This window comes from Paenibacillus dendritiformis (genome assembly GCF_015845845.1).
GTDB lineage: Bacteria > Bacillota > Bacilli > Paenibacillales > Paenibacillaceae > Paenibacillus_B > Paenibacillus_B dendritiformis_C.
Genome location: NZ_LDIG01000062.1, coordinates 14862 through 39444 on the forward strand (window position 1 = coordinate 14862; position 24583 = coordinate 39444).

24 protein-coding genes and 1 riboswitch are annotated in these 24583 nt (G+C 56.9%); of the genes, 4 read left to right on the forward strand and 20 right to left on the reverse strand.

Annotated elements, in window-relative coordinates:
* Nucleotides 1-73: 73 nt before the first annotated feature.
* The 10 genes from ABD76_RS02910 to ABD76_RS02955 form a co-directional block, all read right to left on the reverse strand.
* The gene (locus ABD76_RS02910) at nt 74-880 is read right to left on the reverse strand and encodes an ABC transporter ATP-binding protein (protein WP_338125015.1); all 807 of its coding nucleotides are present in this window, start codon (nt 878-880) and stop codon (nt 74-76) included.
* On the reverse strand, nt 867-1877 hold the full coding sequence (locus ABD76_RS02915; protein WP_197254150.1) for an ABC transporter ATP-binding protein: 1011 nt from the start codon (nt 1875-1877) through the stop codon (nt 867-869). Before ABD76_RS02915 ends, ABD76_RS02910 begins: the two co-directional genes overlap by 14 nt.
* A gap of 2 nt (nt 1878-1879) precedes the next feature.
* Entirely contained in the window at nt 1880-2716 is an 837-nt protein-coding gene (locus ABD76_RS02920; RefSeq protein WP_197254151.1) for an ABC transporter permease, read from the reverse strand.
* A gap of 1 nt (nt 2717) precedes the next feature.
* A complete protein-coding gene (locus tag ABD76_RS02925; RefSeq protein WP_197254153.1) occupies nt 2718-3728 on the reverse strand; it encodes an ABC transporter permease subunit in 1011 nt (336 codons plus the stop codon).
* Nucleotides 3729-3872: 144 nt separating this feature from the next.
* A complete protein-coding gene (locus tag ABD76_RS02930) occupies nt 3873-5699 on the reverse strand; it encodes an ABC transporter substrate-binding protein (RefSeq protein ID WP_197254155.1) in 1827 nt (608 codons plus the stop codon).
* 608 nt (nt 5700-6307) lie between these two features.
* Nucleotides 6308-7018, reverse strand: a complete 711-nt coding sequence (locus ABD76_RS02935) for a lipoprotein BA_5634 family protein (protein ID WP_197254157.1) — start codon at nt 7016-7018, stop codon at nt 6308-6310.
* A gap of 89 nt (nt 7019-7107) precedes the next feature.
* Complete coding sequence (locus ABD76_RS02940; protein ID WP_197254159.1) at nt 7108-9033, reverse strand: ABC transporter permease; 1926 nt, start codon at nt 9031-9033, stop codon at nt 7108-7110.
* Nucleotides 9008-9778: an ABC transporter ATP-binding protein gene (locus ABD76_RS02945; RefSeq protein WP_197254161.1), complete on the reverse strand. Its 771-nt coding sequence runs from the start codon at nt 9776-9778 to the stop codon at nt 9008-9010. Before ABD76_RS02945 ends, ABD76_RS02940 begins: the two co-directional genes overlap by 26 nt.
* A gap of 202 nt (nt 9779-9980) precedes the next feature.
* Nucleotides 9981-10967 carry a sensor histidine kinase gene (locus ABD76_RS02950; protein ID WP_197254163.1) on the reverse strand — a complete coding sequence of 329 codons (987 nt, stop codon included), beginning with the start codon at nt 10965-10967 and terminating at the stop codon, nt 9981-9983.
* Entirely contained in the window at nt 10964-11668 is a 705-nt protein-coding gene (locus ABD76_RS02955) for a response regulator transcription factor (RefSeq protein ID WP_197254165.1), read from the reverse strand. Before ABD76_RS02955 ends, ABD76_RS02950 begins: the two co-directional genes overlap by 4 nt.
* A 257-nt stretch (nt 11669-11925) precedes the next feature.
* On the opposite strand from ABD76_RS02955, the gene coaA reads away from it, so the two are divergent.
* Together coaA and ABD76_RS02965 are read left to right on the forward strand one after the other, a co-directional pair.
* Nucleotides 11926-12846 (forward strand): type I pantothenate kinase, encoded by a 921-nt coding sequence (gene coaA, locus ABD76_RS02960; RefSeq protein ID WP_197254167.1) that lies wholly within the window; start codon nt 11926-11928, stop codon nt 12844-12846.
* Between the two features lie 284 nt (nt 12847-13130).
* Entirely contained in the window at nt 13131-13658 is a 528-nt protein-coding gene (locus tag ABD76_RS02965; RefSeq protein ID WP_197254169.1) for a hypothetical protein, read from the forward strand.
* 179 nt (nt 13659-13837) lie between these two features.
* Here ABD76_RS02965 and ABD76_RS02970 read toward each other — a convergent pair whose 3' ends face one another.
* The 9 genes from ABD76_RS02970 to ABD76_RS03005 all read right to left on the reverse strand — a co-directional run bounded on the left by ABD76_RS02970 (nt 13838) and on the right by ABD76_RS03005 (nt 20362).
* Nucleotides 13838-14113, reverse strand: coding sequence for a helix-turn-helix domain-containing protein (locus tag ABD76_RS02970; protein ID WP_197254172.1), 276 nt, complete (start codon nt 14111-14113; stop codon nt 13838-13840).
* A gap of 656 nt (nt 14114-14769) precedes the next feature.
* A complete protein-coding gene (locus ABD76_RS02975) occupies nt 14770-15693 on the reverse strand; it encodes a DMT family transporter (protein ID WP_197254174.1) in 924 nt (307 codons plus the stop codon).
* A 112-nt stretch (nt 15694-15805) separates the two neighbouring features.
* Nucleotides 15806-15952: riboswitch (FMN riboswitch) on the reverse strand.
* Nucleotides 15953-16143: 191 nt separating this feature from the next.
* Complete coding sequence (rpoD, locus tag ABD76_RS02980) at nt 16144-17022, reverse strand: RNA polymerase sigma factor RpoD (RefSeq protein ID WP_197254176.1); 879 nt, start codon at nt 17020-17022, stop codon at nt 16144-16146.
* Between the two features lie 342 nt (nt 17023-17364).
* Nucleotides 17365-18282: a class I SAM-dependent methyltransferase gene (locus ABD76_RS02985; RefSeq protein WP_197254178.1), complete on the reverse strand. Its 918-nt coding sequence runs from the start codon at nt 18280-18282 to the stop codon at nt 17365-17367.
* A gap of 85 nt (nt 18283-18367) precedes the next feature.
* Nucleotides 18368-18637 (reverse strand): hypothetical protein, encoded by a 270-nt coding sequence (locus ABD76_RS02990; RefSeq protein ID WP_197254181.1) that lies wholly within the window; start codon nt 18635-18637, stop codon nt 18368-18370.
* A gap of 60 nt (nt 18638-18697) precedes the next feature.
* A complete protein-coding gene (locus ABD76_RS29180; protein WP_242069325.1) occupies nt 18698-19165 on the reverse strand; it encodes a hypothetical protein in 468 nt (155 codons plus the stop codon).
* Nucleotides 19074-19664, reverse strand: a complete 591-nt coding sequence (locus tag ABD76_RS29185; protein WP_242069326.1) for a cysteine peptidase family C39 domain-containing protein — start codon at nt 19662-19664, stop codon at nt 19074-19076. The genes ABD76_RS29180 and ABD76_RS29185 overlap by 92 nt, the downstream gene beginning before the upstream one ends.
* 47 nt (nt 19665-19711) lie before the next feature.
* Complete coding sequence (locus ABD76_RS03000) at nt 19712-20047, reverse strand: WYL domain-containing protein (RefSeq protein ID WP_197254183.1); 336 nt, start codon at nt 20045-20047, stop codon at nt 19712-19714.
* Nucleotides 20048-20065: 18 nt separating this feature from the next.
* Entirely contained in the window at nt 20066-20362 is a 297-nt protein-coding gene (locus tag ABD76_RS03005; protein ID WP_197254186.1) for a WYL domain-containing protein, read from the reverse strand.
* Here ABD76_RS03005 and ABD76_RS03010 point away from each other — a divergent pair.
* A complete protein-coding gene (locus tag ABD76_RS03010) occupies nt 20347-21057 on the forward strand; it encodes an alpha/beta fold hydrolase (protein WP_338125020.1) in 711 nt (236 codons plus the stop codon). The genes ABD76_RS03005 and ABD76_RS03010 overlap by 16 nt on opposite strands.
* A gap of 167 nt (nt 21058-21224) precedes the next feature.
* On the opposite strand, the gene ABD76_RS03015 is transcribed toward ABD76_RS03010, so the two are convergent.
* The gene (locus tag ABD76_RS03015; protein WP_197254188.1) at nt 21225-22097 is read right to left on the reverse strand and encodes an AraC family transcriptional regulator; all 873 of its coding nucleotides are present in this window, start codon (nt 22095-22097) and stop codon (nt 21225-21227) included.
* Nucleotides 22098-22266: 169 nt separating this feature from the next.
* Here ABD76_RS03015 and ABD76_RS03020 point away from each other — a divergent pair, with 169 nt between their 5' ends.
* Nucleotides 22267-24480, forward strand: coding sequence for a GH92 family glycosyl hydrolase (locus ABD76_RS03020; protein ID WP_242069327.1), 2214 nt, complete (start codon nt 22267-22269; stop codon nt 24478-24480).
* Nucleotides 24481-24583: the final 103 nt, after the last annotated feature.

A 24583-nucleotide genomic window follows, 5' to 3' on the forward strand; every position in this document is an offset into this window, starting at 1 on the left:
GCAGGCACCTCCGTGAGCACGCCGCCGCGCCCGGACGCCGGGCCGGAGCCGAAGTTTTCCCCCGCCGGAACGGTTAAGATAAATCCCAAGCTTCATGAATTTTCGGCACATCCGCAATGAGCCGCCGCGTATACGGATGCCGCGGGCGCAAAATCATCTCCTCGGCCGGGCCGCTCTCCACGATCCGCCCCCGCTCCATAATATAGAGCGTATCGCTGACATAATAAGCCAGGCCGACATCATGCGTTATGAACAGAATCGTCATATTGTTGTCTTCCCGCAGCTTCATCAGCATATCCAGTATCGTCGAACGCGAGCACGCGTCGACCATCGAGGTCGGCTCATCCGCGACGAGCACCTTTGGATGTAGCATGAAGATGCGCGCGATCATCAGCCGCTGCATCTGGCCGCCGGACAGCTCGAACGGATACTTGTTGCACAGTTCCCCGAACTCCAGATTGACGAATGAGCACGCCTCCGTCATCCGCTTGCGCTGTTCCTCCTTCGTCAGCTTCAACCCCTGCAGGCGGATGCAGTCGAGGAGCAGCTTCTCCACCTTATAGAACATATTGAACGAGGCGAACGGATCCTGGAAGATCGCCTGGAATTCCTTCCAATACGCCCGCCGCTTCGCATGCGAGCGCAGATTGCGGGGCCGGCCCTTATAATCGATGCGCCCTGCCGACTCCTGCAGCAGCCCCATGATGATTTTCGCGAGCGTCGTCTTCCCGCTGCCGCTCTCGCCTACGATCGAGATTATCTCCCCTTCATGAATCGCGAAGTCGACCTCCTGCACCGCCGCCGTGCGCTGCTTGCCGTATCCGAATACCTTGCTGACCCGCTCTCCCCGCAGCAGAACGTCGCCGCTAATCCTTGTCACTGGCATACCACTCCCTTAACGTCCGGGCATCGAACAGACAGCGGTACCGCCGTCCCTCATCCAGCCTCATTGGAATCGGAGCCTCCCTGCATGCCTCCCGCGCATATTCGCACCGTTCGGCGAAGCGGCAGCCGGGGATCGCCTGCTTCAGATTCGGGGGCGCTCCCGGAATCGCTGCCAGCTTATGCCCCTTCATGCCCGCTTCCGGCACGATAATCGAGCCCATCAGCTTGTTCGTATATGGATGAACCGGATCGAAAATCATCTGCTCCGCCGTTCCCCGCTCCACAATCTGACCGGCGTACATCACCATGATCTCGTCGGTGACATGGTACAGGAGCGGCAGCTCATGCGTAATAAAGACAAGCGATCGAATATATCTCTTGGCGAGCAGATCCTTCAGCAGCTTGATGACGCTCTTCTGCGAAGTGACATCCAGCGCCGACGTCGGCTCATCCGCGATCAGGACAGACGGATTCAGAATCGTCGAGATCGCGATGACCGTCCGCTGCTTCATGCCGCCCGAGAGCTCGTTCGGGAACGCATGCAGCACCTTCGCCGGCAGATTCAGCGACTCCAGCCGTTCGGCGGCCAATTCCCGCACCCGCTTCCGGCTCAGCTCGGGACGATGCTCCTTCATCACATCCTCGATGAAGCGGATAATCTTCTGCGTCGGATTGAGCGCGTTCATCGCGGCCTGCGGAATATAAGCGATGCTTCGTCCGAGTATGCGCTTGCGCAGTTCCTCCCGGCTCAGCTTCATGATGTCCGTCCCGCCGATGGCGACCGATCCGCTGCGGTAATGAAGCGGCGGAGCGTAAAACCCCATCAGGCTGAGCGCGAGCGTCGACTTTCCGCAGCCGGATTCCCCCGCGATGCCCAGCGTCTTCCCTTCTTCCAGCGTGAAATCAACTCCGTCCACCGCATGCACTTCCTCCTTCAGCCGTGTCCGGTAATACGTCTTCAAGCCCGCAACTTCCAATATCGGTGTGCTCATAGTCAGCTCCTAATTTTCGGATTGAATATTTCATCCATTCCGGTATTCATCAGATAGAGCGAGAACGTGATGACCGCAATCGCGAACGCCGCCGGGATGAAGGCCCACCAGGCGCCCGCCACCGGCGCCTCGAACACGAGCGCCCAGTTCATCAATATGCCGAGCGAGATCGTGTTGTACGGGCCCAGGCCGAGCATGCTGATCGACGCCTCCTGCAAGATGCCGGACGCGGTCTGCAGCACGAACGCCATCACGGCGTAGGAAGCAATATACGGCATAATCTCGAATAAGATGATGCGCGGCGCGTTGTGGCCGGAAATTTTGGCGATGTGGACATGATCCCGGTTCCGCAGCGATACCGTCTGCGCCCGGACGGCGCGCGCCGTCCACGGCCAGCTTGTGAGGCCGATAATGAGCGCCGTCACGAGCGAGCTGCGCGAATCGATGCTGACGGAGACGAGAATCAGGATGATAAAGGACGGAATGACGATGAAGATATTGGTTACCGCCGTCAGCAAATTATCGGCGATCCCGCCGATATAGCCGGAGCAGAGTCCGATGACCAGCCCAAGGATGGTCGCGCATACGCCCGCGATCAGCCCCACCTTGATGGACGTCTTGATGCCATAGACCAATTGAAGGAACACGTCCCGGCCGAAATTGTCCGATCCGAGCAGCAAATCTCCGTCCGGCGGCTGGAACGCGAGCGCGATCATCTCCAGCGGATCGTTCCGGTTGATAAGAGGGTAAATGAGAACGAACAGGATCATAACGGCAAAGGTGACGGCGCCGGCCATGAACTTCGGCGATTTGGCCAAAATGCGTATCGAATGGCTCATATTAACGCTCCTCCATTTGAGCCGCCTTGATGCGGGGATCAATCAATCCGTACACAATCTCGATCGTGAAGTTGGCCAGCAGCACGGAGATGGCGATAAGCAGCGTGCAGCCGGAGATCAGCGGATAATCGAGCTGCCGAATGGCGGTGAACAGCCAGGTGCCGAGCCCCGGATAGCTGAACACGATCTCGCAGATGAGCGAGCCGCCAATCATCGTGCCGATGGACAGGGCTAATCCGGTGACTTGGGGCAGCATCGCATTTTTGAACACATAACCGGCTACGCGGGCATCCCGAATCCCGAGCAGCTTGCTGTACATCACATAGTCGGAGTTCAGCTCATAGATGGACATCTCCCGCATGCCGATCGCCTGGCCGCCAATCGTGACGAGCACGATGGACAGAAACGGCAGCGTATGATGGCGCAATACAGAGCCGATGAATTCGAGACTGAACTGAGGCGTCATCTGGTAGTCATATCCGCCTGACAGCGGAAACCAGTGCAAGGTCAGGCCGAACAGGTACAGCATGATGATCGCCAGCGTGAAGAACGGAATCGAATTGACTAACAGCGCCGCCGGAAAGATGACCTTGTCGTAAACGCCCTTCTTGTAGGCCGCTACCGCGCCAAGGATATTGCCGATAATCCAGCCGACGAGAATGGCCGGAAGCTGCAGGCCTACCGTCCACGGAATGGCGGAGGCCAAAATAGCGGTTACCTTTTTCGGATACAGCCCGAACGATGTGCCGAGGTCGCCCGCGAACAAATTTTTGATATAAATAAGAAACTGCGTCCCCAGCGGCTGATCGATCCCGAATTCCTGAGTGAAGGTCTCGTATACCCGCTTAATCGAGTCGCTGTCCGTCATGCCCTTCGTCATTTTCGCCGCGATCATGCTGACCGGATTGCCTTCGATCAGTCTCGGAAGCAGGAAGTTCAGCCCGACGGCAATGATGAAGGTAATTCCATACCAGACCAGCTTTTTGAGAAAATATTTGGAATAAGCATTCAATCGCATCCCTCCTCCGCGCCGCGTATTGGCACATGGCCGCTTCCCCTGCCGCCGCGGATGCGTAGGATCCAGCCCGGTCCTCGCGCCGGCCTCGCCCCCGCCCTGTTCCGCCGCTGCTTAACGCCCCCGATCCCTCAGCCCGGCCTAGTGATGAATCTGGTACAGCGCCTTGATGCCGGCCCCGTCCATCACAATCTGGGGCGGAATGTTGGTGCCGTCGCCGCTCACCGGGAAGCCCTTCCATACCGATTCATTCACGGTGTGGAATTCCCACGGCCGATACATCAGCGGAATCGACGGAATGTCCTGCAGCCAGATCCGGGTCAGCTCGGTGTACAGCTTCTTCAGCTCGGCTTCATCCGAGACGGTCGGTATCTGCTCGATGATGGCATCCGCCCGATCGTTCCGGTACCGTCCCCAATTCCAGAACGCCATCTCCCCAAGCGGCGCCACGCCCTTGGAATACATAATCGTGCGCGCCCGATCCCATGGCTGGCTCGGATTCACGCCCCCGGCCGGCGTGTTCATGATGATATCGAACTTCCCGGTCTGGAGGTCGTTCGTCCAGATCGGCGCTTCCGGGAACTTGGTCCGGATCTCGATGCCGATCTTCTTCGCGCTCTGCGCCACGATCTCGAGGGCCGCGTTCCAGTCCGACCAGCCGTACGGGCATTCGATCTCATAAGGCCCGAGCCGGACGCCGTTCAGGACGCGGATGCCGTCCTTCCCCTTCTCGGCCCCGATGCTGTCCAGCAGCGCGTTCGCCCCGTCGATGTCCGTCGACCATTGCAGCTCCCGAATGGCGCTCTGATCGACGTATTTCACTTCTGCGTCCGTGTTTAGCGTCAGCGAAGGCTGCATCGGCACGGAATAGCCGCTCATGGCCAGCTCGGCGATTTTCTGATAGTCGATGCTCATCGCAATCGCTCTTCGCACTTCCGGCTGGTCCAGGCCCGGCTTCGACAGATTGAAGAAGACGGACGGCATCGATCCCGGCACATAGTACGGCGGATCCGGCAGGAACGTCTTAATCGGCGCCCCGTCCTCCCACATCTTCCATACTTGCGGGATGAACTGCTGCGATACGTCCACCTGTCCGCTCTTCAAGGCGAGATCGCCGGCCGCATTGTCTTTGTAGATAACATGCGTAATGTAGTTGGGCGCGGGCAGCTTGCCGAACAGCGCCTGGCCCCAATAGCTATCGTCGCGGACAAGCGTTATTTTCTGATCGTTGTAGAAATGCATCTTGTACGGCCCCGTCCCGATCGGGTCCGCATTCACTTCCTTGCGCAGCGCCGACAGATCGCTGTTCGCCTTCTTCTCCAGCTCCGCCCAAATATGCTTCGGCAGCATCGGGATCAAGACAATGCTGTCGAGAACGGTCAGCTTATTGGGGTTCGAAGGCTTCAGCTTAATCTGTACGGTATTAGGCCCCTCGGCCGTAACGTCCTCAATATACGTCCAGAAGCTGCTCCAATTAATGTCGTACTTCTTGCCCAGGCCGTACGTATACACGACATCGTCCGCCGTGAAGGGCTGGCCGTCGCTCCACGCGGCCTTCGGGTTCAGGCCGATGCGCAGCGTCAGATCGTCGGTCCATTCGAATTCAGTCCCAAGCAGCGGTTCCAGCCCGCCGTCCAACTGGTTGATCATGAACATCGTCTCATAGACGAGCTCGCGCGAGCTGCCGTATTCAATCGGAAAAGCCGGGTTGCCGCTCAACAGGTTGAAGTTGGTCGGAGGCCCCCACTGCAGGCCGTTCACATACAACGTCTCCTGACGCGGCGTCTCCTTCGCCCCCTCAGCGTGCGGCTGCGAATCAGACGTTGGCGGCGGGTCCGCCTTCGGACTGCCTCCCGGATCGGCGGATTGGCCGACCGGCGGCGGCGTCGCTCCTCCCGTACAGCCGGCGAGCAGCACTAGAGCCATCATGATCGCCAAGACGGGACGAAATGCGCTGACAAGCTTCATCTGAATCCCTCCATTCTCTCCTGCATGGAAGACACCAGCGTTGCGCCTCTTTGTTGGAAGCGATTACAATTCATGGTGCCCTCCGAGATGAACCCATTGTATTCGTTCTTCCTCTTCATTATGACAAGGACAATTCCCGGCCGCTGCAAATGGATGTGCCGAGTCCATCCTGCGGAAGAACGCGGCCGCGGAACGCAGCGTTCGCCTTGCTTCAGGCGTTCAACCGCCTGCAACGAAACGCACGGCCGCAGCGTATTGCAGGGCGCATTCTATCCGTCCTGCTGCATGGTTGGCCCGATTCGGCTCTCCGTCCTTGTTCAAAGGAAATTTGAAAGAAATGTCTATCAAATAGTGGACACTGTTTTGCAAAAGAGATAGTCATTCCCCAGCAGCATATCCTCTATATATTGTATAAAATAGACTATCCATAACTATATATTGATTTTTCCTTACATCCAAGCAAGCCACTCTTTTGTCCACCTTGATATAGACAAGTTCACTATTTTTCCATCCACAGGGGACAATACTCCCGCACTCCGTCTGGCGCGGCTGCACCGATTCCGGGGCGCATCATAACGAAAAACCGCCCCATGCCGGGCGGTCTTCCTTCATTTTTGATTCTGCTTGATGATCGTCACGCCTTCCAGATGATCGGCGCGCGCTTTCATATCCTTTGTCAGCTTCAGCCACTCGGTATTGGCCTGAACCCGGTCCGGAGGCGGATCCATCCAGCCGTCCTTCGTCTGTCCGTATGCCTGCTTCAGATGAAGCAGCGCCATCTGCGTCTCCGGGACAGCCAACCGGGCATATTCCGCGTCATCGAAGACCAATATCAGTTCGGCATAGGCGGTATTGCGCACATGTCCGATCCAGCTGTTGCTCCCGTAATCCAGGTTGATCTCCTGCCCGCCGACGTTCAGCCGCTTCACATCCTTCATCGTCGGGTGTCCGAACAGAAGCGCCTGACCCGCTTCCGCGTCCGGCAGCGAGGTGATCGGATCGGAGCTCCACACGTCATCATTGTTATCCGCCTTGCGGAGAATGCCGGTCTTCACGACACTGTCGGCGGTCGTCCGGCTCATGACCAGGATCTGCTTCTCTTCCGTCTCCGCTCTCTTGACCGGATACATCTCGCTTGCCGTGATGGCCTCGCGATGCTGCTCCGCCACTTGTTCCAGCGCGGCCTTCTCCCCCAAGAGCAGAATGCCGTTCCGCGGCTCGTCCTTCGTTCCGCCCCCGAACAGGCTGCAAGCGCTAAGTAAGCCGATGGCCAGGATAGCGGCGAATCCTCTTTTCCAACCTCGAACTCCTATAATCACGAATCCATCTTCCTCTCTCTTATTCCTCTTTTTCCCGTGTTACAATTCAGCATCCTGCCAAGCTCTCATACCGGGCCCCTGACTTCGCCTTACTTGATTTTCCCGTACAAATGATTCAAATACCGCCAGCGGATAACAAAGAAATAAAGCGTCTGCATCGTAAGAAAGCTAATAAAGATAATGACAGCCGACGTTGCCACGGAAAAGCTGACGAGCTGCTGCAGCGCGATGAAGGCGACACTGCTGTGAATGATGGCGACGCCGATCGGCAGGTAGAACATAAGCAGCAACTGGCGCGTCACCATCTTTTTCAACTCCTTGCGGCTCAAGCCCACCTTCGCGATCATCCGATACTGCCGCTCATCCCGATCCAGATCGGCATACAGCCGGAAGTAGAGCAAGCTTGCCGCGAAGGTGAAAAACACGACGCCGACCAGCACACTGACGATCAGCAGCAGCCCGTTGCCCTGCTTCATCTGAACCCAGTCGAAGATATGGGCTTCCAGCCTGAAATTCTGGTCCGGATGCAGCTTCGAATCCTTCTCCATCTGATCCAGCAGCTGCTGGGAGACGACTTTCGATTTCTCCCAATGGTCGACGACAAACAAGAAATAGGTTACGGGAAGCTCGTCAACGCCGGGAATGCGATCGAAGCTCGCGTCGCTCACGATCAGGAGCGTGCTGTATTCCGGGTAGACGATATGCGTTCCCAGCTTCGCAATGCGGAAATCAGCGCTCCATTCCCCTTCCACAATGTCTACCGGCCCGTAGTCTTGCGCAGACGCGTTCTTGTACTGGGTCTGCAAATTGACACTCGTCGGAACGAGCATCCCCTCATCGTCGCCTAATGTCTCCATTTCATAGCCGAGCGCGGCAGCCAGGCCGTTATACTCGCTAAGCTTCATGATGAGCAGCCCGTTATCCGAATACCACGGCGCAACGCTGCTCATCCGATACGTGAAATTCGCTTCGGACAACGCCTTGCCGATGGCGGCGAGATGTTCCTGCTCGCGATCGTTGCCTTCATTGGAAATATAGGTAAAGGCATACGGATTCATCATCTCCTGCAAGCCGGGATCGCCAATCGACATCGAAGTTCCGATACCGGTGAAGGCGACGGCCGAAATAACGGCGACCATGAAGAACATGACCGCATTGTCCTTCATCCGGTAGGCCAGCTCCGACAGCGTCAGCAGATTCGTCTTATGAAAATAGAGCTTCTCGCGCTTCTTCAACGCACGGATGGCGTACACGCTAAGCTGCGTGAACAGCCAGTAGGTCCCGGCCACGACGAGCGTCACCCCGCCGAACAGCAGCAAGAACGAGAAGATTCGCCCAACGGCGAACATCATGACGCAGTAATAGCCAAGTCCGATCAGAACGGCCGCCAGCAAAGACAGCCATAATGAAGCCTTCGGTTCGGGCTTCGGCTTCTCCTCCGACTTCAACAGCTCGACCAGTTGCTCCGTCTTGCGGATGCGGGACGTAAACAGCGCGATAAGGAGGAACAGCACCAGGAAGGCGCCGGCGGTCGTCCAGATCGCCCGCAGCGGAATGTAGAAGCGCAGTCCCTCGTAGATAACCAGCATCTTCGCGCAGATCAACAGCGTCAGCTTCGCGAAGATCAATCCGACCGCGATACCGGTCACAATGGCGGCGGTGCCGATAATCATATTCTCGACGAAGATAAGCTGCCTTAGCTGCCGGCGCGAGATGCCGAGCACGAGGAGCAGCCCGAATTCCTTTTTGCGGTTTTTCAGAAACGCGCTCACCGAATAGAACAAATAAATAAACGAGAATACAAAAATCATGACCTGCGAAATTCTCATCCCCATCGTGCTGAGCACGCTCATCGTCTCGCTTGTCGAGCGGAGCTGGCCCTGAAGATCCGGATGGAACAGCAGCAGGGCATAGGTGAAAAAGATCATGACCGAGAACGCGCTGCTCAGAAAATGGGCGATATATGTCCGCTTATTGCGGACAATGTTGTTATACGCGAATTGGCGAAAATTCATGGCCGTTCCCTCCCAACAGCGACAGCACATTCAAAATCTTCTGGTAGAAGGCAGATCGGCTGTCGCCGCAGTACACCTCGTTATGGAGCCGGCCGTCCTTGATGAACACGACGCGATCGCAGTAGCTCGCTGCCACCGGATCATGAGTAACCAGCATCATCGTCGCCTCATCCTCCTTGTTGAGCTGGCTCAGCAGTTCCATGACGTCGCGCGCCGCCTTGGAGTCCAGGTTCCCGGTCGGTTCATCGGCCAGCACCAGCTTCGGCTCATGGATGAGCGCGCGGGCGATGGCCGCGCGCTGCGCCTGGCCGCCCGAGATCTCGTAGGTGCGCTTATCCATGATGTCGGCGATGCCCAGCTTGCCGGCGATCCGATCGGCCCGCTCCCGCATCGCTGCAATGTCTGTGCCATCCAGCGTCAGCGGCAGCATTATATTTTCCTTGACGGTCAAGGTCTGAAGGAGGTTGAAGGACTGGAATACGAATCCCAGCTCCCGGCGCCGGAACACGGCCAGCTCATCCATTGACAAGGTGTGAGGATCCTTCCCGTCAATCCACACCTCCCCCGAGGTCGGATTATCGATGGTGGACACGAGATTAAGCAGCGTCGTCTTGCCGCTCCCGGACGGGCCCATGATGCCGACGAACTCCCCCTTTTGAATCGTCAGATCGATATTGGACAATGCTTCAAAAGAGACCATTCCCTTGTATATTTTGCTCAAGTTCTTGACTCGCAATATTTCCATCGTGATTGCACATCCTCCTTGATTCGATAACTTGCATCCATTGGAGCGCCCAGTGAATCGAGCTTATGAATCTAGTGTAATCCTCTTTTCCCTTTCGTCCTATTGCCGAATCTTTCAAAAAGTCTACACCTTTGTAAGGTTCGATCCAAATAATGGTCTTCAAAACAAAAAACCGACAAGGGAGCGCTCCCTCATCGGTCGTTCAGGTCCGGGCGAACGGGAAAATAATCCGGACCGCCGTGCCATGGCCCTCCTCGGATTCCAGTTCGATCTCATGATGCAGCTTGTCGAGAATCTCCTTCGCCAAATACAGTCCCATTCCGGTCGATTCTTTGTATTTCCGTCCGTTCTCCCCCGTAAAAAAGGGCTGAAACACCCGCTTCACATCCTGCTTCGGAATGCCGGCTCCGCGGTCCTTCACTTCCAGGACGACGGCCCGTCCCTCCGTAAAGGCGGTTGCGGTTACTTTCGTGCGGCTGCCGGCCGAATATTTGATTGCGTTCGTCACAATCTGCTGCAGGACGAAGCGCAGCCACTTCACATCGGTCTCGACCGTCAGCTCCGGATCGATCTGAATATCCGGATAGACGTAGCTGCGGATGAAATAGCGCTTGTTCTCATGGACGGCATCATGAACGATGTCGCGCAATGATTTTTTCTCTACATGGAAGTCATGCTCGAACGTATCAAGCCGCGCCATATAAAGCACCATGTCAAGCCCGCGCTTCATCTGATCGGCCTCCTCGGAGATGCTGGCAAGCTTCGGGTCCTCCGCGTCCTGCGTAATCAGCTCGATCACCGAGAGCGGGGTCTTCATCTGATGCACCCACTGGTTCATGAAGGCCAGATGCTCCTGCTGCTTCCGCTCCCACACCTTCAACTGCTGCTGATAATAGCGGTATTGGTGGTCGATCGTATCGTCCACCGCCCGAGACAGCGGTGCCGCGTCCGCGAGCTGAATCGTGGAGGTCAGGGAAGCCGGCGGATCGGTCAGCCGCTTGTACATGAGACGGTGGGTCGCATAGCGGTACCCAAGATAGAGGGCGAAGACGCAGAGGCCGAGGAACATCGCATACATCGCCGTCAACGGGCGATCATAACCGTCATACCAGAAGACGAGCAGAACGAGCAGCAGCTGGATGCAGGTGAATCCGGCCAAGGGAAGATGCTCACGCCAGAACAGCTTCATAGGGCTTGCTCATCCTCCCAGGTCACGTTCAGCCGGTAGCCGACGCCGCGCACCGTCTCCAGGGCGTCATCGATGCCGAGCTCCGCCAGCTTCTTGCGGACCCGCGTAATATTGACGCTAAGCGTATTGTCATCGACGAACGAGTCATCCCATAGCTTGTCCAGAATCAGCTCCCGGGTGACGGCGCGGGGACAGCGCTCCAGCAGCGTCTCGAATAGAATCGCTTCCTTCTTCGTCAGCATAATCGTCTTCTCGCCCAGACGCACCTCCAGCCGCTCGGGATAGAGCGCCAGCCCGTACCGTTCCAGCGTGCGCTCATCCGCCTTGACCGCATAATCGCCGTATACCCGCCGCAGCGTGCTGCGAATCTTCGCCAGTACAATCTCCGAGTGGAACGGCTTCGTAATATAATCATCCGCCCCGTTCTCCAACGCCATCACTTGATCCATCTCTCCGCTTCGGGCCGAGATGAACAGGATCGGACAGGTCGAGACGGTGCGGATCTGGCGGCACCAATAATAACCATCGAAGCTGGGCAGATTGACGTCCAGCAGGACGACATGCGGCTGAACGTCCCGGAATTGATCGAGCACCCGATCGAACTTGTCGACGATAATGCCTTTGTCACCGTATTTTTCAATATGAGATTGCAATAATTGCGCGATTTTCGGATCGTCTTCCACGATCATGATTTTATACAAGTTCAATGCTCCTTCCTTCCATGCCGCGCGGCCTGTGCCGGGGCATTTGCTTGCGATTCGCTCCGAACCAAGAACGAACCGAATGTAGCATATACGAAGCGAGAAATCAATCGGTTGCGCTCCTCCTTCAGACTCTTTTCGGCGGCCGGAGAGGCGAACTTACTTGACAACATCGCCCATTTTGGAACATGATATGTGAGTCTATTATCTTATCAATATTCCCGTTGAAGTTATTAATCGGAGCGAGAGGTAGAACGATGCATAACCTGAGTCCCTATATCACTATGAAGCGGTCGGAATGGGCCCGCTTGAACGGCCAATCCCATCTGTCGGTGACCGCCGAACAGTTCAATCAGTTGAAGGGATTGAACGAGCGTATCGCCCTGGACGAACTGGAGGAGGTCTATCTTCCGCTGGCGAAGCTCCTTCATATCTACGTGACCGCGGCGCAGCATTTGAAGGCGTCGTCGTCTTCCTTCCTGGGCACCGCCACCGATAACGTGCCTTATATTATCGGTATTGCCGGCAGCGTCGCTGCAGGAAAGAGCACGACCGCCCGGCTTCTCCAGGCGCTGCTGTCCCAATATGAAGAACACCCCCGCGTCGACATCGTGACGACGGACGGCTTCCTGTACCCGAACCGGACGCTCGAGGAACGGGGCATGATGAATAAGAAAGGCTTTCCCGAGAGCTACGATACGAAGCGGCTCCTTCGCTTCCTGATGGATATCAAGTCAGGCGTGAGCGAGGTGCATGCGCCGGTCTATTCGCATCTGTTCTATGACATCGTGCCCGAAGAGCGCATTGCCGTGTGCCAGCCGGATATTCTTATCGTCGAAGGCATCAACGTGCTGCAGGTCAGCAAGGAAGCGAGCGTGTTCGTCAGCGACTTTTTCGATTTCTCCATCTATGTCGACGCGCGGGAGCATGACCTGGAGACATGGTATATTGAGCGCTTTCTCCTGCTGCGGGACACCGCCTTCCGCAATCCGGATTCCTACTTCCACCGCTATGCCGGCTTGACCGAGGAAGAAGCGGTTCAGCGGGCGAAGAACATCTGGCGGGACATCAATCAGGTCAATCTGGTCGAAAATATACTGCCTACCCGCTACCGCGCCAAGCTCATATTAAGCAAAGCCGCCGATCATCGGATCCGCGACATTCTTTTGCGTAAATAAGATCATGATATGCCTCCCCGGATATTCATCCGGCCAGACAAGAGCAGCCCGCTTGAAGGGCTGCTTTTGTTGTTCAAAGCGCCCTTCCTTCCAGCGCGGAGCTCCCGCTATGCCCCGGCTGGCCAAATCCGCTCCGCCTTCGCTTCTGTCCGGCACGCTTCATCCCTGCCGCGGCTGCGGCGAATCGCCGAATGCCCGCGGCTGCCTCCCGCTTTTTTGCAGCAGGCGCGGATTTGTATTATGATCGTACACATCATCCGCATGTTGCGCAGGAGGCTTGGACCATGTTTGATCCTACGATTTTCGACAATCTGAAGGTCGTGCTGGAAGGCAAAATCTATGATGTGGATCAGGAAGGAAAATGGCTCGTCATCGGTCGGGAGGATCTGATCGATCTCGCCAGGTTCGGGCGGACCTTCTGCATGCGCGTGCAGCGGCCCGGGGAGGCCTGCACCGCCGCATTGACGCTTGCGAGCGGATTGGCCGATTTCGCCGCCGAGCTGCGGGGCCTGCGGCTTGTCGGGAAAGAGCCGGGCGCCCGGCTGGAGCTCTCCTTCGAGCTGGCGGGCGATTATACGGCGCGGGCGGGGGAGATGGGAGGACGGTTGGCCTCCATCTGGGGCGACGCCGTCATCATGCGGCAGGAACGGACGATTCCCGTCCCTCCTCGGATCGGGGCAGCTTCCGCCGCGGACGAAGGGATGCATCGCATCGTGCTGACGTTCAGGCAGCCCATCGACGAGCGTCATCTGGGCGAGCTGGGCGCCCTCGTCATGCAGACGCTCGATTCGCTTCGGCTTCTCGGCGAATAGCTTGCAGGGGGCGTTCATGCCCCCCGCATTCGCGGCCGCTCAGGCTCAAGACCAAGGAGCGAGCCGCTGGCCGGGTCGAAGGCGCCCGCGAGCCGGATCGCCAGAGCCAATCGCGGCGATCATGCACAGGACGGATCTGCATTGTTGCGGCTCCGCCCTTTTCGCGTGCAGATGACATGTTATTTGTTCTTCCACTTATACAATGGGTAATAATAGCCGACTTCCCGTCCCATCAGCTCGCATAACTTGACTACCCGCTCCGGGTTCGGCACGCTGCCTTCGAATACCCACTTCTCTGCCGTTCGCTGAGTCACGCCGCAATATTGGGCGATGTCGGCCGTTCGCAATTTCAGGCGGATCATATCCTCGTAGAGGCGCTTGTCATTCAAGCCGCTTTTGAGCTTGCGCTGGATCGGATACTCCCGGAACCCTTTCGGCTCGGGCTTGCGGCGCATCGCTTTGCAGCGCTGACATAAGTATTGGGAAGATGCATTCCCGCACTGTGCGCATAGTCCCTTGCGTCTTCTCTCTTGCCTTAGCTGTCTCATGGATGTTTTTGCACAAAAAGACATGATGCCCATTGCTCCTTACAACGAAATAATTCAGCAGATTCTGCCAACTCACGGCTGTCCTGTACTGATATTAAATGGATTTTGCATGTGGGACAACCGACAAATGCTGACAATTGCCGGCATGCCGTCAAACGCAAAAGCGGCTGCCCAAAGGCAACCGCCGGAGAATAACCCCACGATGTATACGTCCGGAAATTGTATTTTTTAAGCAAAAGAGAAGATGGAGGCGGGAATGAGGGCGGCGGGACGAGCCGCGAAAGTGGGTTGAAGCGGCGAATCCTGCAATTGTGCAGGAATTTACGCTATTTCAGCCGTTATCGGATGCCATTCCTGCAAAAGCGCATCATTTGCGCGGATTTTTGCTTTCCATCCCTGGGTATGGATTAAATTTATGTCATTTTGCAGCAATTTTGGCAACGGAACCAACGTCACCAGGAAAAACGGTAATTTCGCAGCTTTTTCGGCAAAGCGAGCTGTCAGAAGCAGGGCGGGACTGTCTCACTGAGACACCCCCTATTCGATGCAGTATTGTGATGATATTATTGCTGCTGGCGGGATACGCAGAACAGCGCAATCCAGATTAATACGAAGCCAACCACCTGCGCCACGGTCACAATTTCATGGAAGACCAGCCAGTTCATCAGCATTCCGACCAACGGGAAGGAGAGCTCCGCGAGCGTCGCATACGAAGCCTTCGTGACGGCCAGGCCGCGGTAATACAACAGCAGGCTCAGCAGACCCGGCAGCAGCGCTTGCAGCAAAATGTAGAAGGTCAGCATTCCCCACTCGCCCGAGGGGATATCCCAGCTCGGATGCTCATTCCAGGTGATGACGAACAATAACGGCAGGCCAAGCGCGAAGCGGAGCGCCGTAACGGTCTCATACTTCATCCGGTTCAGCAGCAATCGGCCCATGACGGTCGATCCGCCCCACAGGAAGGCCGCGCCGAGCGCCAGCAGGCTGCTTACGCCGATGACCTCGCGCACATGGCCGATCGGCAAGGTCCAGCCGAATGTGAGCAGATAGGTGCCGGCTACCGCCAGCATCAGCAGCAGCCCGAAGCCGCGCGGCAGACTCTCCCGCAGGAGAATGCGCGCCAGCAGGATGGCGAACAGCGGCTGCAGCTTCTGCAGCAGAAGCACCGCATTCGGATTGCCGATAGCGAATGCGTCCGTGAACATAATGGTCGCGACGACGGATCCGCCCCAGGAGAGGAAGAGCAGCGCCACAAGATGCCGCCAGGTGATGCTCTTCAGCTCATGGCGGTTCACCCACAATACCGGCGCCGCGAACAGCAGCAGAATAAGATGTTCAATTAAAACGATCTGTGTGGATGTCAAATAATCCAGCACGAAAATGCGGAAGAGCGGTCCGATCCCCCACAGAGCGGCACCCAGCACGACGTACCAGATCCCTTTGGATGCGCGGGCCACACCATGTCCCGACTGCAATGCTTCGTCCATATTCAATAACCTCCACGGTCGTTGAACAGGATCTAGGCCTAAGAAGACTTACTTCGCCAATGATCATATGTGGTTAAGATGACATGCAACGTACACCACGTAAATCGGGATAAGCGATCTTCTTCCATCCGGACTATACCGTCGGCTTTGGCTTTGCACCAAATCAGTCGCCGCTTGGGACAGCGGCGAGTCGCGGGCTCGGGCTGGTCAACAGCGCCTTACCGCCGGTCAGGAATTGCACCTGGCCCTGAAGATCCTCATTCAAATCATTCGTAGGCATGTCCCTTGCGGCAACCATGCCCCGTTCTTCATTATAACTTGAATTATCCGCACATCAACTGAAAATTTCGTGTCACTCCGCAGACGCAAAAGGGGCACGCGCAGCAGAACGCGTGCCCCTCGGGAGCATATCATATCTTATAATTGCATATTGGCGGCAATGTCGCCCGCTTATTCGAGGAAATCCTTCAACCGTTTGCTGCGGCTCGGATGTCTTAATTTGCGCAGCGCCTTTGCCTCGATCTGCCGGATTCGCTCGCGGGTCACCCCGAATTCGTGGCCTACCTCCTCAAGCGTCCGGGTGCGGCCGTCATCCAGGCCGAAGCGGAGACGCAGCACATTCTGCTCCCGCTCGGTCAGCGTGTCGAGCACATCCTCCAGTTGAACCTTCAACAGCTCATAAGCCGCGGCATCCGCTGGCGCCAGCGCCTCCTGATCCTCGATGAAATCTCCCAGGCTGGAGTCGTTCTCGTCGCCGACAGGAGTTTCTATCGAGACCGGCTCCTGGCCGATCTTCATAATCTCCCGCACTTTATCCGGCGTAATCTCCATTTTGACCGCGATCTCTTCCGGCGTCGGCTCCCGGCCGAACTCCTGCAGCAGTTCCTTCGAGATCCGGTTGAGCTTGTTAATCGTCTCTACCATATGAACCGGAACCCGAATCGTCCGCGCCTGATCCGCGATCGATCGCGTAATCGCCTGTCGAATCCACCATGTCGCATACGTGCTGAACTTGTAGCCCTTCGTGTAGTCGAACTTGTCTACAGCCCGCATCAAGCCCATATTCCCCTCTTGAATCAGATCGAGCAGCATCATGCCCCGCCCGATATACCGTCTCGCAATACTGACGACCAGACGGAGATTCGCCTCCGCGAGCCTCTGCTTCGCCTCGGCATCTCCCTGGACGACCCGCTTGGCCAATTCGATCTCTTCCTCTGCGGTCAGCAGCGGTACGCGCCCTATCTCTTTTAAGTACATGCGCACAGGGTCATCGAGTTTGATCCCGGGTGGCAGCATCAGGTCGTACTCCTGTTGATCGTTCGTAAGCATCCAATCCCCCCTGTAACCCGCTAGCTGGAATGTCTATATTATTCTTGACACAATATGCCGAATGTGCTAAGATCAAAAATAAATGTGCACATAAACAATTGGCAACGGATAGTTTATCATACTTTCGTGACACTTTCAATACATAATTGAAGAAGTGAACGATTTTCAATATCTGGCATTGTTATGTGTGTCTCTATCTCGACTTAATTGATAAGAATGCTTCTCGTCGCGGGCGGGAAGTTTTTTTGATCCCTGCTCGAAAATAGTACGCAAATCAGCCCCCATCTATTCCCCGGATACGGAGAAAAGATGGGGGCTTGCCATTGTCTTTGTAAAATGAAGCTATAAGACCGAAGCACGGACGAAATGAGCGTGTTCGTATGCATAATAGCCGGCCGGCCGGTTCAGGAAGTACCGCTCCTGTATCGCCTCCGGAGACATCTGCTCCCGCAAATGCAAGCCGGCTTCACGCAGTTGTCCGGCGATGGCGGACGGTGCCAGCCCGGTCAGCATCGGCTCCCCGGCATGGCGGAGCATCTCCAGCATCCACCCGACCCGAACGGCGGCCCGTTCCGGGCGGAACGCCTCCGTGTCCCAATAGTCGAATACGATCTCGCTTCCGGCGGGACAGATACCGGCAATCATGCGCAGCGTCGCGAACGCGTCGTCCCGCGGCAAATAATGAATTACGCCAAGCCAACTGAAGAAGCTTGGCGCCTCCGAATCGAACCCCGCGGCGCGAAGAGCCTCATCCAGCCGCTGCCGGGTCAGATCGGCCGGGACGAACCGCGCATTCTGAGGGATGCGCCATCCCAAGTCGGCCAGGCGTTCTTGCTTGAAGGCCTGCGTCGCGGGATGATCGACCTCGAATACGTCCAATCGATCGGCAAGCTCCTTCCGCCTCCACAGAAACGTATCCATGCCGGCTCCCAACACGACGTATTGTTTGACTCCCCGGCTCATCGCCTCCTCCAGCCTTTCCTCCGCGTACTTGGCCCGGCTAAGGAACAGCGAGGTCGGGAAGTAGTCACGGACCATACAGGCTACGGCGGCAGCCCGATCCGGCATGGCTGCGGCCCGATCAGGCAGCGTCGCCTCAAGCGCCTGCTCCATTGTCGCTTCGAACGCGACCAGTTCGTCCTTGCTCAGCAGCTTGCGCGCCCATTCATCCCGAAAAATGACGGGGTGATCATGCGCAGCGTGATGACCGCGCAGAAAGGCAGACATCAGGGCGGAACGTTTGATGTGGCTTGCTTCCATGGCAAATCGGCCTCCTTATCATGAAACTGGCAATGGCAGCTAATTACAAAGATACCACACCGCGCAGCAATTGTATCCGATTGCATTAGCGCAATCCCGTATCATGGAACCGGTTCTCGATCGTCTCCTTCATCAAGCCGCGAATCGCCTCAATTCCATTCTCCTCCGCCTGCTTGGCTTGTGCGAATAATGCTATCTGTCCGCCGAGTTCGTCCTGTCCCGCGCCGACAATGTCATCCCATATCCGGGACACCTCCAAATAATGCGCGGCGATCCTGCCCGAATCCGGCAGCACGTGTTGCAGTTCGTTCATATACTGCGCAATATCCCGTTTGTACCCGGCATAGGCGGACAAGACGCGCCAGGCCTCCGCAACTGATTTATCCTTACCGCAGCCATCCTTCCTCCCCCTTTTTCATCTTGGAATATGGAATCCCCATCGCGGGATCGTCTCCCTTTTCGGATCCGGATACTGCCCCGACAATTCGCGGAACAGCCCGATCGCTTCCCCGTCCAGCTTCTTCGCTTCGGCGATCGCATGCTGCAGCGACACAAGCCGCTTCCGCACGACTCGTCTCTCTCCGCCCTGCACGGCGATGCATTCCGATGCATCCGCCAGAACGGAGATAAGCCGGTCATAGATGGGAACGGCCTCGCCCAAGCCGGGCAAGCTCCCGCATTCGTCATGCAGGTAGGAGACTATCTCGCGCCGGGAATGAATATAAGAATCGATGATATAGACGGCGCCGTATTCGTCATAATCCCCCTGCCCCAAGCCGCGAATAAGAAAGTCATAAGCCAGCTCGCCGGAAGCAATCTCGGCGGACGGCGGCGTCTTGTAGGGGGTATCCCACTCCCGGATCGTAAGCCGCAGCGATTCCATCACCTGCTTCGAACGGTCTACCGTACCAGAACGGAGTGACATTCAATCCAAAGTTGTCATAAAGCAGGATTTGACTGTCCGCAGACCAACCGTCCTGAATATAGAAGACCCGATCTTCATCGTCATACCCATGGATAACGCCTAATTCCGGGATCCAATAGATGACGCCCCTCCCCCGATCGAGACTCTCCTTCACCCATTGCACGGCATCTTGCTGATAGTAACGGAACGAAGGATGCCTCGTTCTGCCTCCGTTGCTGATCGTAAAAATGTTATCAATCGCGGGATAGCGCTCGCTCCCCCACTGCCCATAGGCCGTAACCGACAGAGGCAGCAGTTCCTCATGCACAGAGAACTTGAACGCCATCCCGCTGAGTCCGGAGAGCAAATATTTCGGGCCGGCGAATCGGTTGGCTGCCGTCAAAATCGCGTACAGGCTGGCAGTGAACGACTTCGATTCCCGCTTCATCCGAATTTGCTCCAAATAGATACTTGACACCGTATCCCTCCCTTGCCGATGCATCGGCTTCCTTCCCATTCAACAGCTTACTGCCCTTTTTCCTCCAACCGGGCGGCGATGCGCCCGCATCGATCCCGCAGCTTCGCCTGCAGCCATTTCGGGGACAGCAGCCGCTCCCACTCCGCCACGAGCAGATGCTGGATGAAGGAGTCCGGGTCATAGAACTCGATTTCGTAAATACAATCATGCACGGGGCGAATCGGGTAACCGTGCCACGACTCCCCATCCAGCGGACGTCCCGTCTCGATGCGGGCCATATAGGGCTTTCTCTGGGGTATCGGCGCGTCTTCCCACTCCGTGCGTTCTATCGCGTCCAGATCGAATTTCTCTGCCGTCACCTGCATATGGAGAATGCCGTCCAACCGGAAGGCGCGCTTTCTTCATGACCGTTCGCAATAAGCCGTAATATAGTCCGAATTATAATTTGAAGTAAAATGAAGCGGCCGGATCGGCAGTTCCGCTTCTTGGCCGCCTTCACGGTAGCGGATCTGAACAATGCGCCGTTCCCGGATCGCATGGGACAGCAGCTGCCAATGCTGCATCCGCTGCGGATGAGCGGCGAAGATCGGAAGGCGATGCTCCCCAACCTCCTCCGGCGGACCGGCGAAGCGCTCCAGCACATGGGCAATTCGCTGCACGACTGCCGCGTTCTCATAGTTATATTGACGATCCGGCACGCACCGAGCGTTCCGGAGACAACATAGTGCAGGAACTGCATACCGCATTAGAACAGGAAGGGATCCGCGGCCCATACATCCTGGCGGGCCATTCCGCAGGCGGGATGTATTCCCGATTATTCGCCGAAAAGTATAAGGATAAGGTGGAAGGGTTAGTCTTGATCGATGCCAGACCTGTGAACTATTCCAGGGAGACGGATCCGATTTTTGAGAACGAAGGATTTGACTCGGCTACGGCGGGAATGCCCTCCAAATCGGTCATCAAGCTATTGAAAATGTCAGGAGCCCTCCGGCTGTTTCAACATTCGTTGTTGGCTCAAATGCCGGAAAAAGAAAGAAGCTTATTCGTCAATGTGGAGACTTCTTCCCGCTTCCTGGATACGGCCGAAGAGGAGGATAAACATTTGGCGGAGGCCGAACAAGCCCTTCGGATCCAGCGCCTTGGCTCCCTCCCGGTCAAAATCATTACACACGGGATACCGAACGACGCGACCGCATTCGGGATGTCGGCCGAAGCGAGCAGCAAGCTGGAAGATATTTGGCAAGCGCAGCAGCGGGACATGCTGCGGCTATCCCGCGATAGCGAGCTGATTGTCGCGGAAAGAAGCGGCCATATGGTCATGCATGACGAACCGGACTTGATCATTGATGCGATCAAAAGGGTCATCCAAAGCCGCCCGCGCCAAGCCTTTTAACCCTGCCGACAGCGAAGCCTGCAAAGGCTGGTTTGATACCAGCCGATGCAGGCTTTAATTTGATTTGCGGGGTGACTCTCATGGCCGGAGTATGGCAGACAAGCCGATAAAAATGCCGCATCCTCCTACATTCAAGCGGACCAGATGCCGTCTTATCCGGCGTCCCGTCATGTCAGCGCGATATATTCGCGCTTGCGGTAGGCGGTCGGTGACATGCCCATCCGGGCCTGGAAGACGCGCACGAAGGTCGGATAAGACTTGAAGCCGGCCTCGTAAGCGACATCGGTAATCTTCATATCGGTGCCGATCAGCAGATTGCAGGCATGGGCGGTCCGGTTCCGCTCCAGGAAGGAATAATAATTTTCGCCGACCGCCTGCTTGAAGGCCGCGCTAATATACGGCACGCTGTAACTGAAGCGCTCGGCCAGCATTTCCAGGGTGATGTCTTCCTTGAAATTTTGATAGACGTAGTGAATCACTTCCCACATCCCCCTGCGCTGCATGCCCGAGTAGCCCTCCTGACAGCGCTCCATCCGCTCCAGGCGGTAGCGCTCGAACAGGACGAAGAGCTGGGTCAGCTTCGCCAGGAACATGGTGCGGCTCCATGGCTTCTCCTCCCGGATCTCGTCATACATCTGATGCAGCAGCGGCAGCATCCCGCCCGCGGTGGCGTCGTCCAGCGCGTAGGTCGAATGGACATCGTTCTCCGCATCCTTCAGCAGACGGTGCAAGGTCAGGAAGGAATCCCCCGCTCCGAAAAACGCCTTCAGCCCGATTGCGCCGACGTAAAGAACGAGCTCTTCCCCGGGCGGAATGTCTATTTCGTGCACCTGATGGGGAAACAGTAAAGTGAAGGTGCCGGGAGCCAGCTCCTTCTCGACGCCATTGATCCGTTCCGTGCCTCTCCCCTTGATCGCATACGTATACTCAATAAAATGATGGACATGGGCCGGCACGGTGCCCTTCAGCCGATGTATCTTCAACGTGAACGGAAATTCGCCATGAATCTCCTCGTCGCCATGCAGATTATCCGGGAACATCCCGATCCCTCTTTTCAACCGAATGTTTGCGAAGATCGCATCAAGCCCATTTTATCATTAAAAATGAGAGATGTTATAAAATAATGATAGGTGATTTATAACATTTCGCTCTACAATAATTATGATAGCCATATTCAATATAACATTCATTCCGAAGGAGCGAACATACATGAGCTTACTCAAGCATGTCCATCCGCTGCAGGGGACGGATTCGGTCTACCCGTATTCAAACGGAAATACGCTGCCGCTCGTCTCCATGCCTTGGGGCATGAACGCCTGGAGCCCGCAAACCAATGAAGCCGCAGGCGGCTGGTACTTCAGCCCGCATCATAACCGGCTGGAAGGGATCCGGCTGACCCACCAGCCAAGCCCTTGGATCGGCGACTACGGCCATATGACGATGATGCCGCAGACCGGCCCGCTCAAAGTATGGGCGACGGAGCGCTCTTCCTCGTTCCGCCGCCAGGATATGGTCGTGAAGCCGGACTACTTCAAGGTTCGCCTGCTCCGCTACGAGACGACCATGGAACTGACTCCGACCGCGCGCTGCGCCAGCATCCGCCTGACGTTCGACCGCCGGGACGGCGCCCGCTTCATCCTGTCGACGTTCCCTGGCGAAGCGTCGATGACGATCGATCCGGACAAGCGAACGCTGAGCGGCTATACGACCGCCAAGGCCGGCGGCACGCCGGACAACTACCGCATGCACTTCGTCATGACGTTCGATTGTCCGGTCCTGGCCGATGCCAGCGGCTTGTCGGATCAGGAATACAAGCCGATCGGCAGCCTGTCCGCGACGGGCGAGCGCATCGGCGCGTATGTCGGGCTCGGCGTTCCCGAGCATGGAACGGTTCAAGTCCGCGTCAGCACCTCGTTCATCAGCGAGGAGCAGGCGCGCATCAATCTGGAGCGCGAGATCGGCGCTCGCTCCTTCGATGAAGTCAGAAGCCTGGCGACGGAGACATGGGAGAAGCAGCTTCGCGTCATTGAAGTCGAGAGCGATGACGCGGAACGCCTCGACACGTTCTATACCTGCCTGTACCGGACCAGCCTGTATCCGCACGCGATCCATGAATATGACGCGAACGGGAAGCAGATTCATTACAGCCCGTACAACGGCAAGATCGAAGAAGGGCCGCTCTATGCGGACATCGGCTTCTGGGATACGTATCGCACCTCGTTCCCGCTCTATAACCTGCTCTATCCTTCGTTCGTAAACGAGATGATGCAGGGCTGGGTCAACGCCTACAAGGAAGCCGGCTGGATGCCGAAGTGGGCTTCTCCCGGCGAGCGGAGCATGATGCCGGGCACGCTCATCGACGTCTCCTTCGCCGATGCCGTCGTCAAGGGCAATACCGGCTTCGACGTCGAGACCGCGTTCGAGGGCTTGCTCAAGCATGCGATGACCGTATCGAGCGACAATCGCTACGGCCGCAAAGGCATGGGCGAATATTTGAAATACAACTATATGCCTGCCGACATCCATACGCACGAGAGCGTGTGCAATACGCTCGATTACGTCTACGGCGACTTCTGCATCGCCCAGATCGCGAAGCATCTCGGCCGCGAAGAGGAATACGCGCAGCTCATGGAGCGCGCGAAGAACTATGCGCATCTGTTCGATCCGTCCGTCGGCTTCATGCGCGGCAAGCTTCAGGACGGCAGTTGGCTGGAGCCGTTCGATCCGACGATGTGGGGCGGACCGTATACCGAGGGCGGCGCCTATCAGAGCAGTTGGGCCGTCCAGCACGATCTGCGCGGTCTGGCCGATCTGATGGGCGGGCGCGAAGCGTGCAAGCGCCAGCTCGATGCGCTGTTCGCGGCGAAGCCGGAATTCAAGGTCGGCTCGTACGGCTTCGAGATTCACGAGATGTCGGAGATGGCGGCGATCGATTTTGGCCAGTTCGCCATCAGCAATCAGCCTAGCTTCCACTTCCCGTACATCTATGCCGCGCTCGGCTATCCGTCCTTGACGCAGCATTGGGTGCGCAAGACGATGGACGAGCTGTTCAGCGCCCGTCCGGACGGACTTCCTGGCGACGAGGACAACGGCAGCTTGTCCGGCTGGTACGTTTTCGGCGCGATGGGCTTCTATCCGCTCAGCCCGGGGGTGCCGGAATATGTGCTCGGCACGCCGCTGTTCCAGCGGATGACCGTTCATCTCGAAGACGGCACGCGGTTCGTCATCGAGGCCGGGAACAACTCGGACGCGAACAAATACGTGGCGGGCGTCCGGCTGAACGGGGCTCCGGTCGAGAAGCTGTATGTGACGCACGACCAGGTCAAGGCCGGCGGCACGCTCTCCTTTGACATGACCGATGCGCCTGGCGAAGACAATTACGATGAGGCGGCGCTTCCGTACTCGATGTCGAAGCAAGCCTGATTCCAACTCCCAAAAGATGAACAGTGGAGCCTCTCCGAACCGGTTCGGAGGGCTCCTTTTTGCGTCGTTCCGGAATGCCGCTAACGCTTGCTTCGCGCTTGCA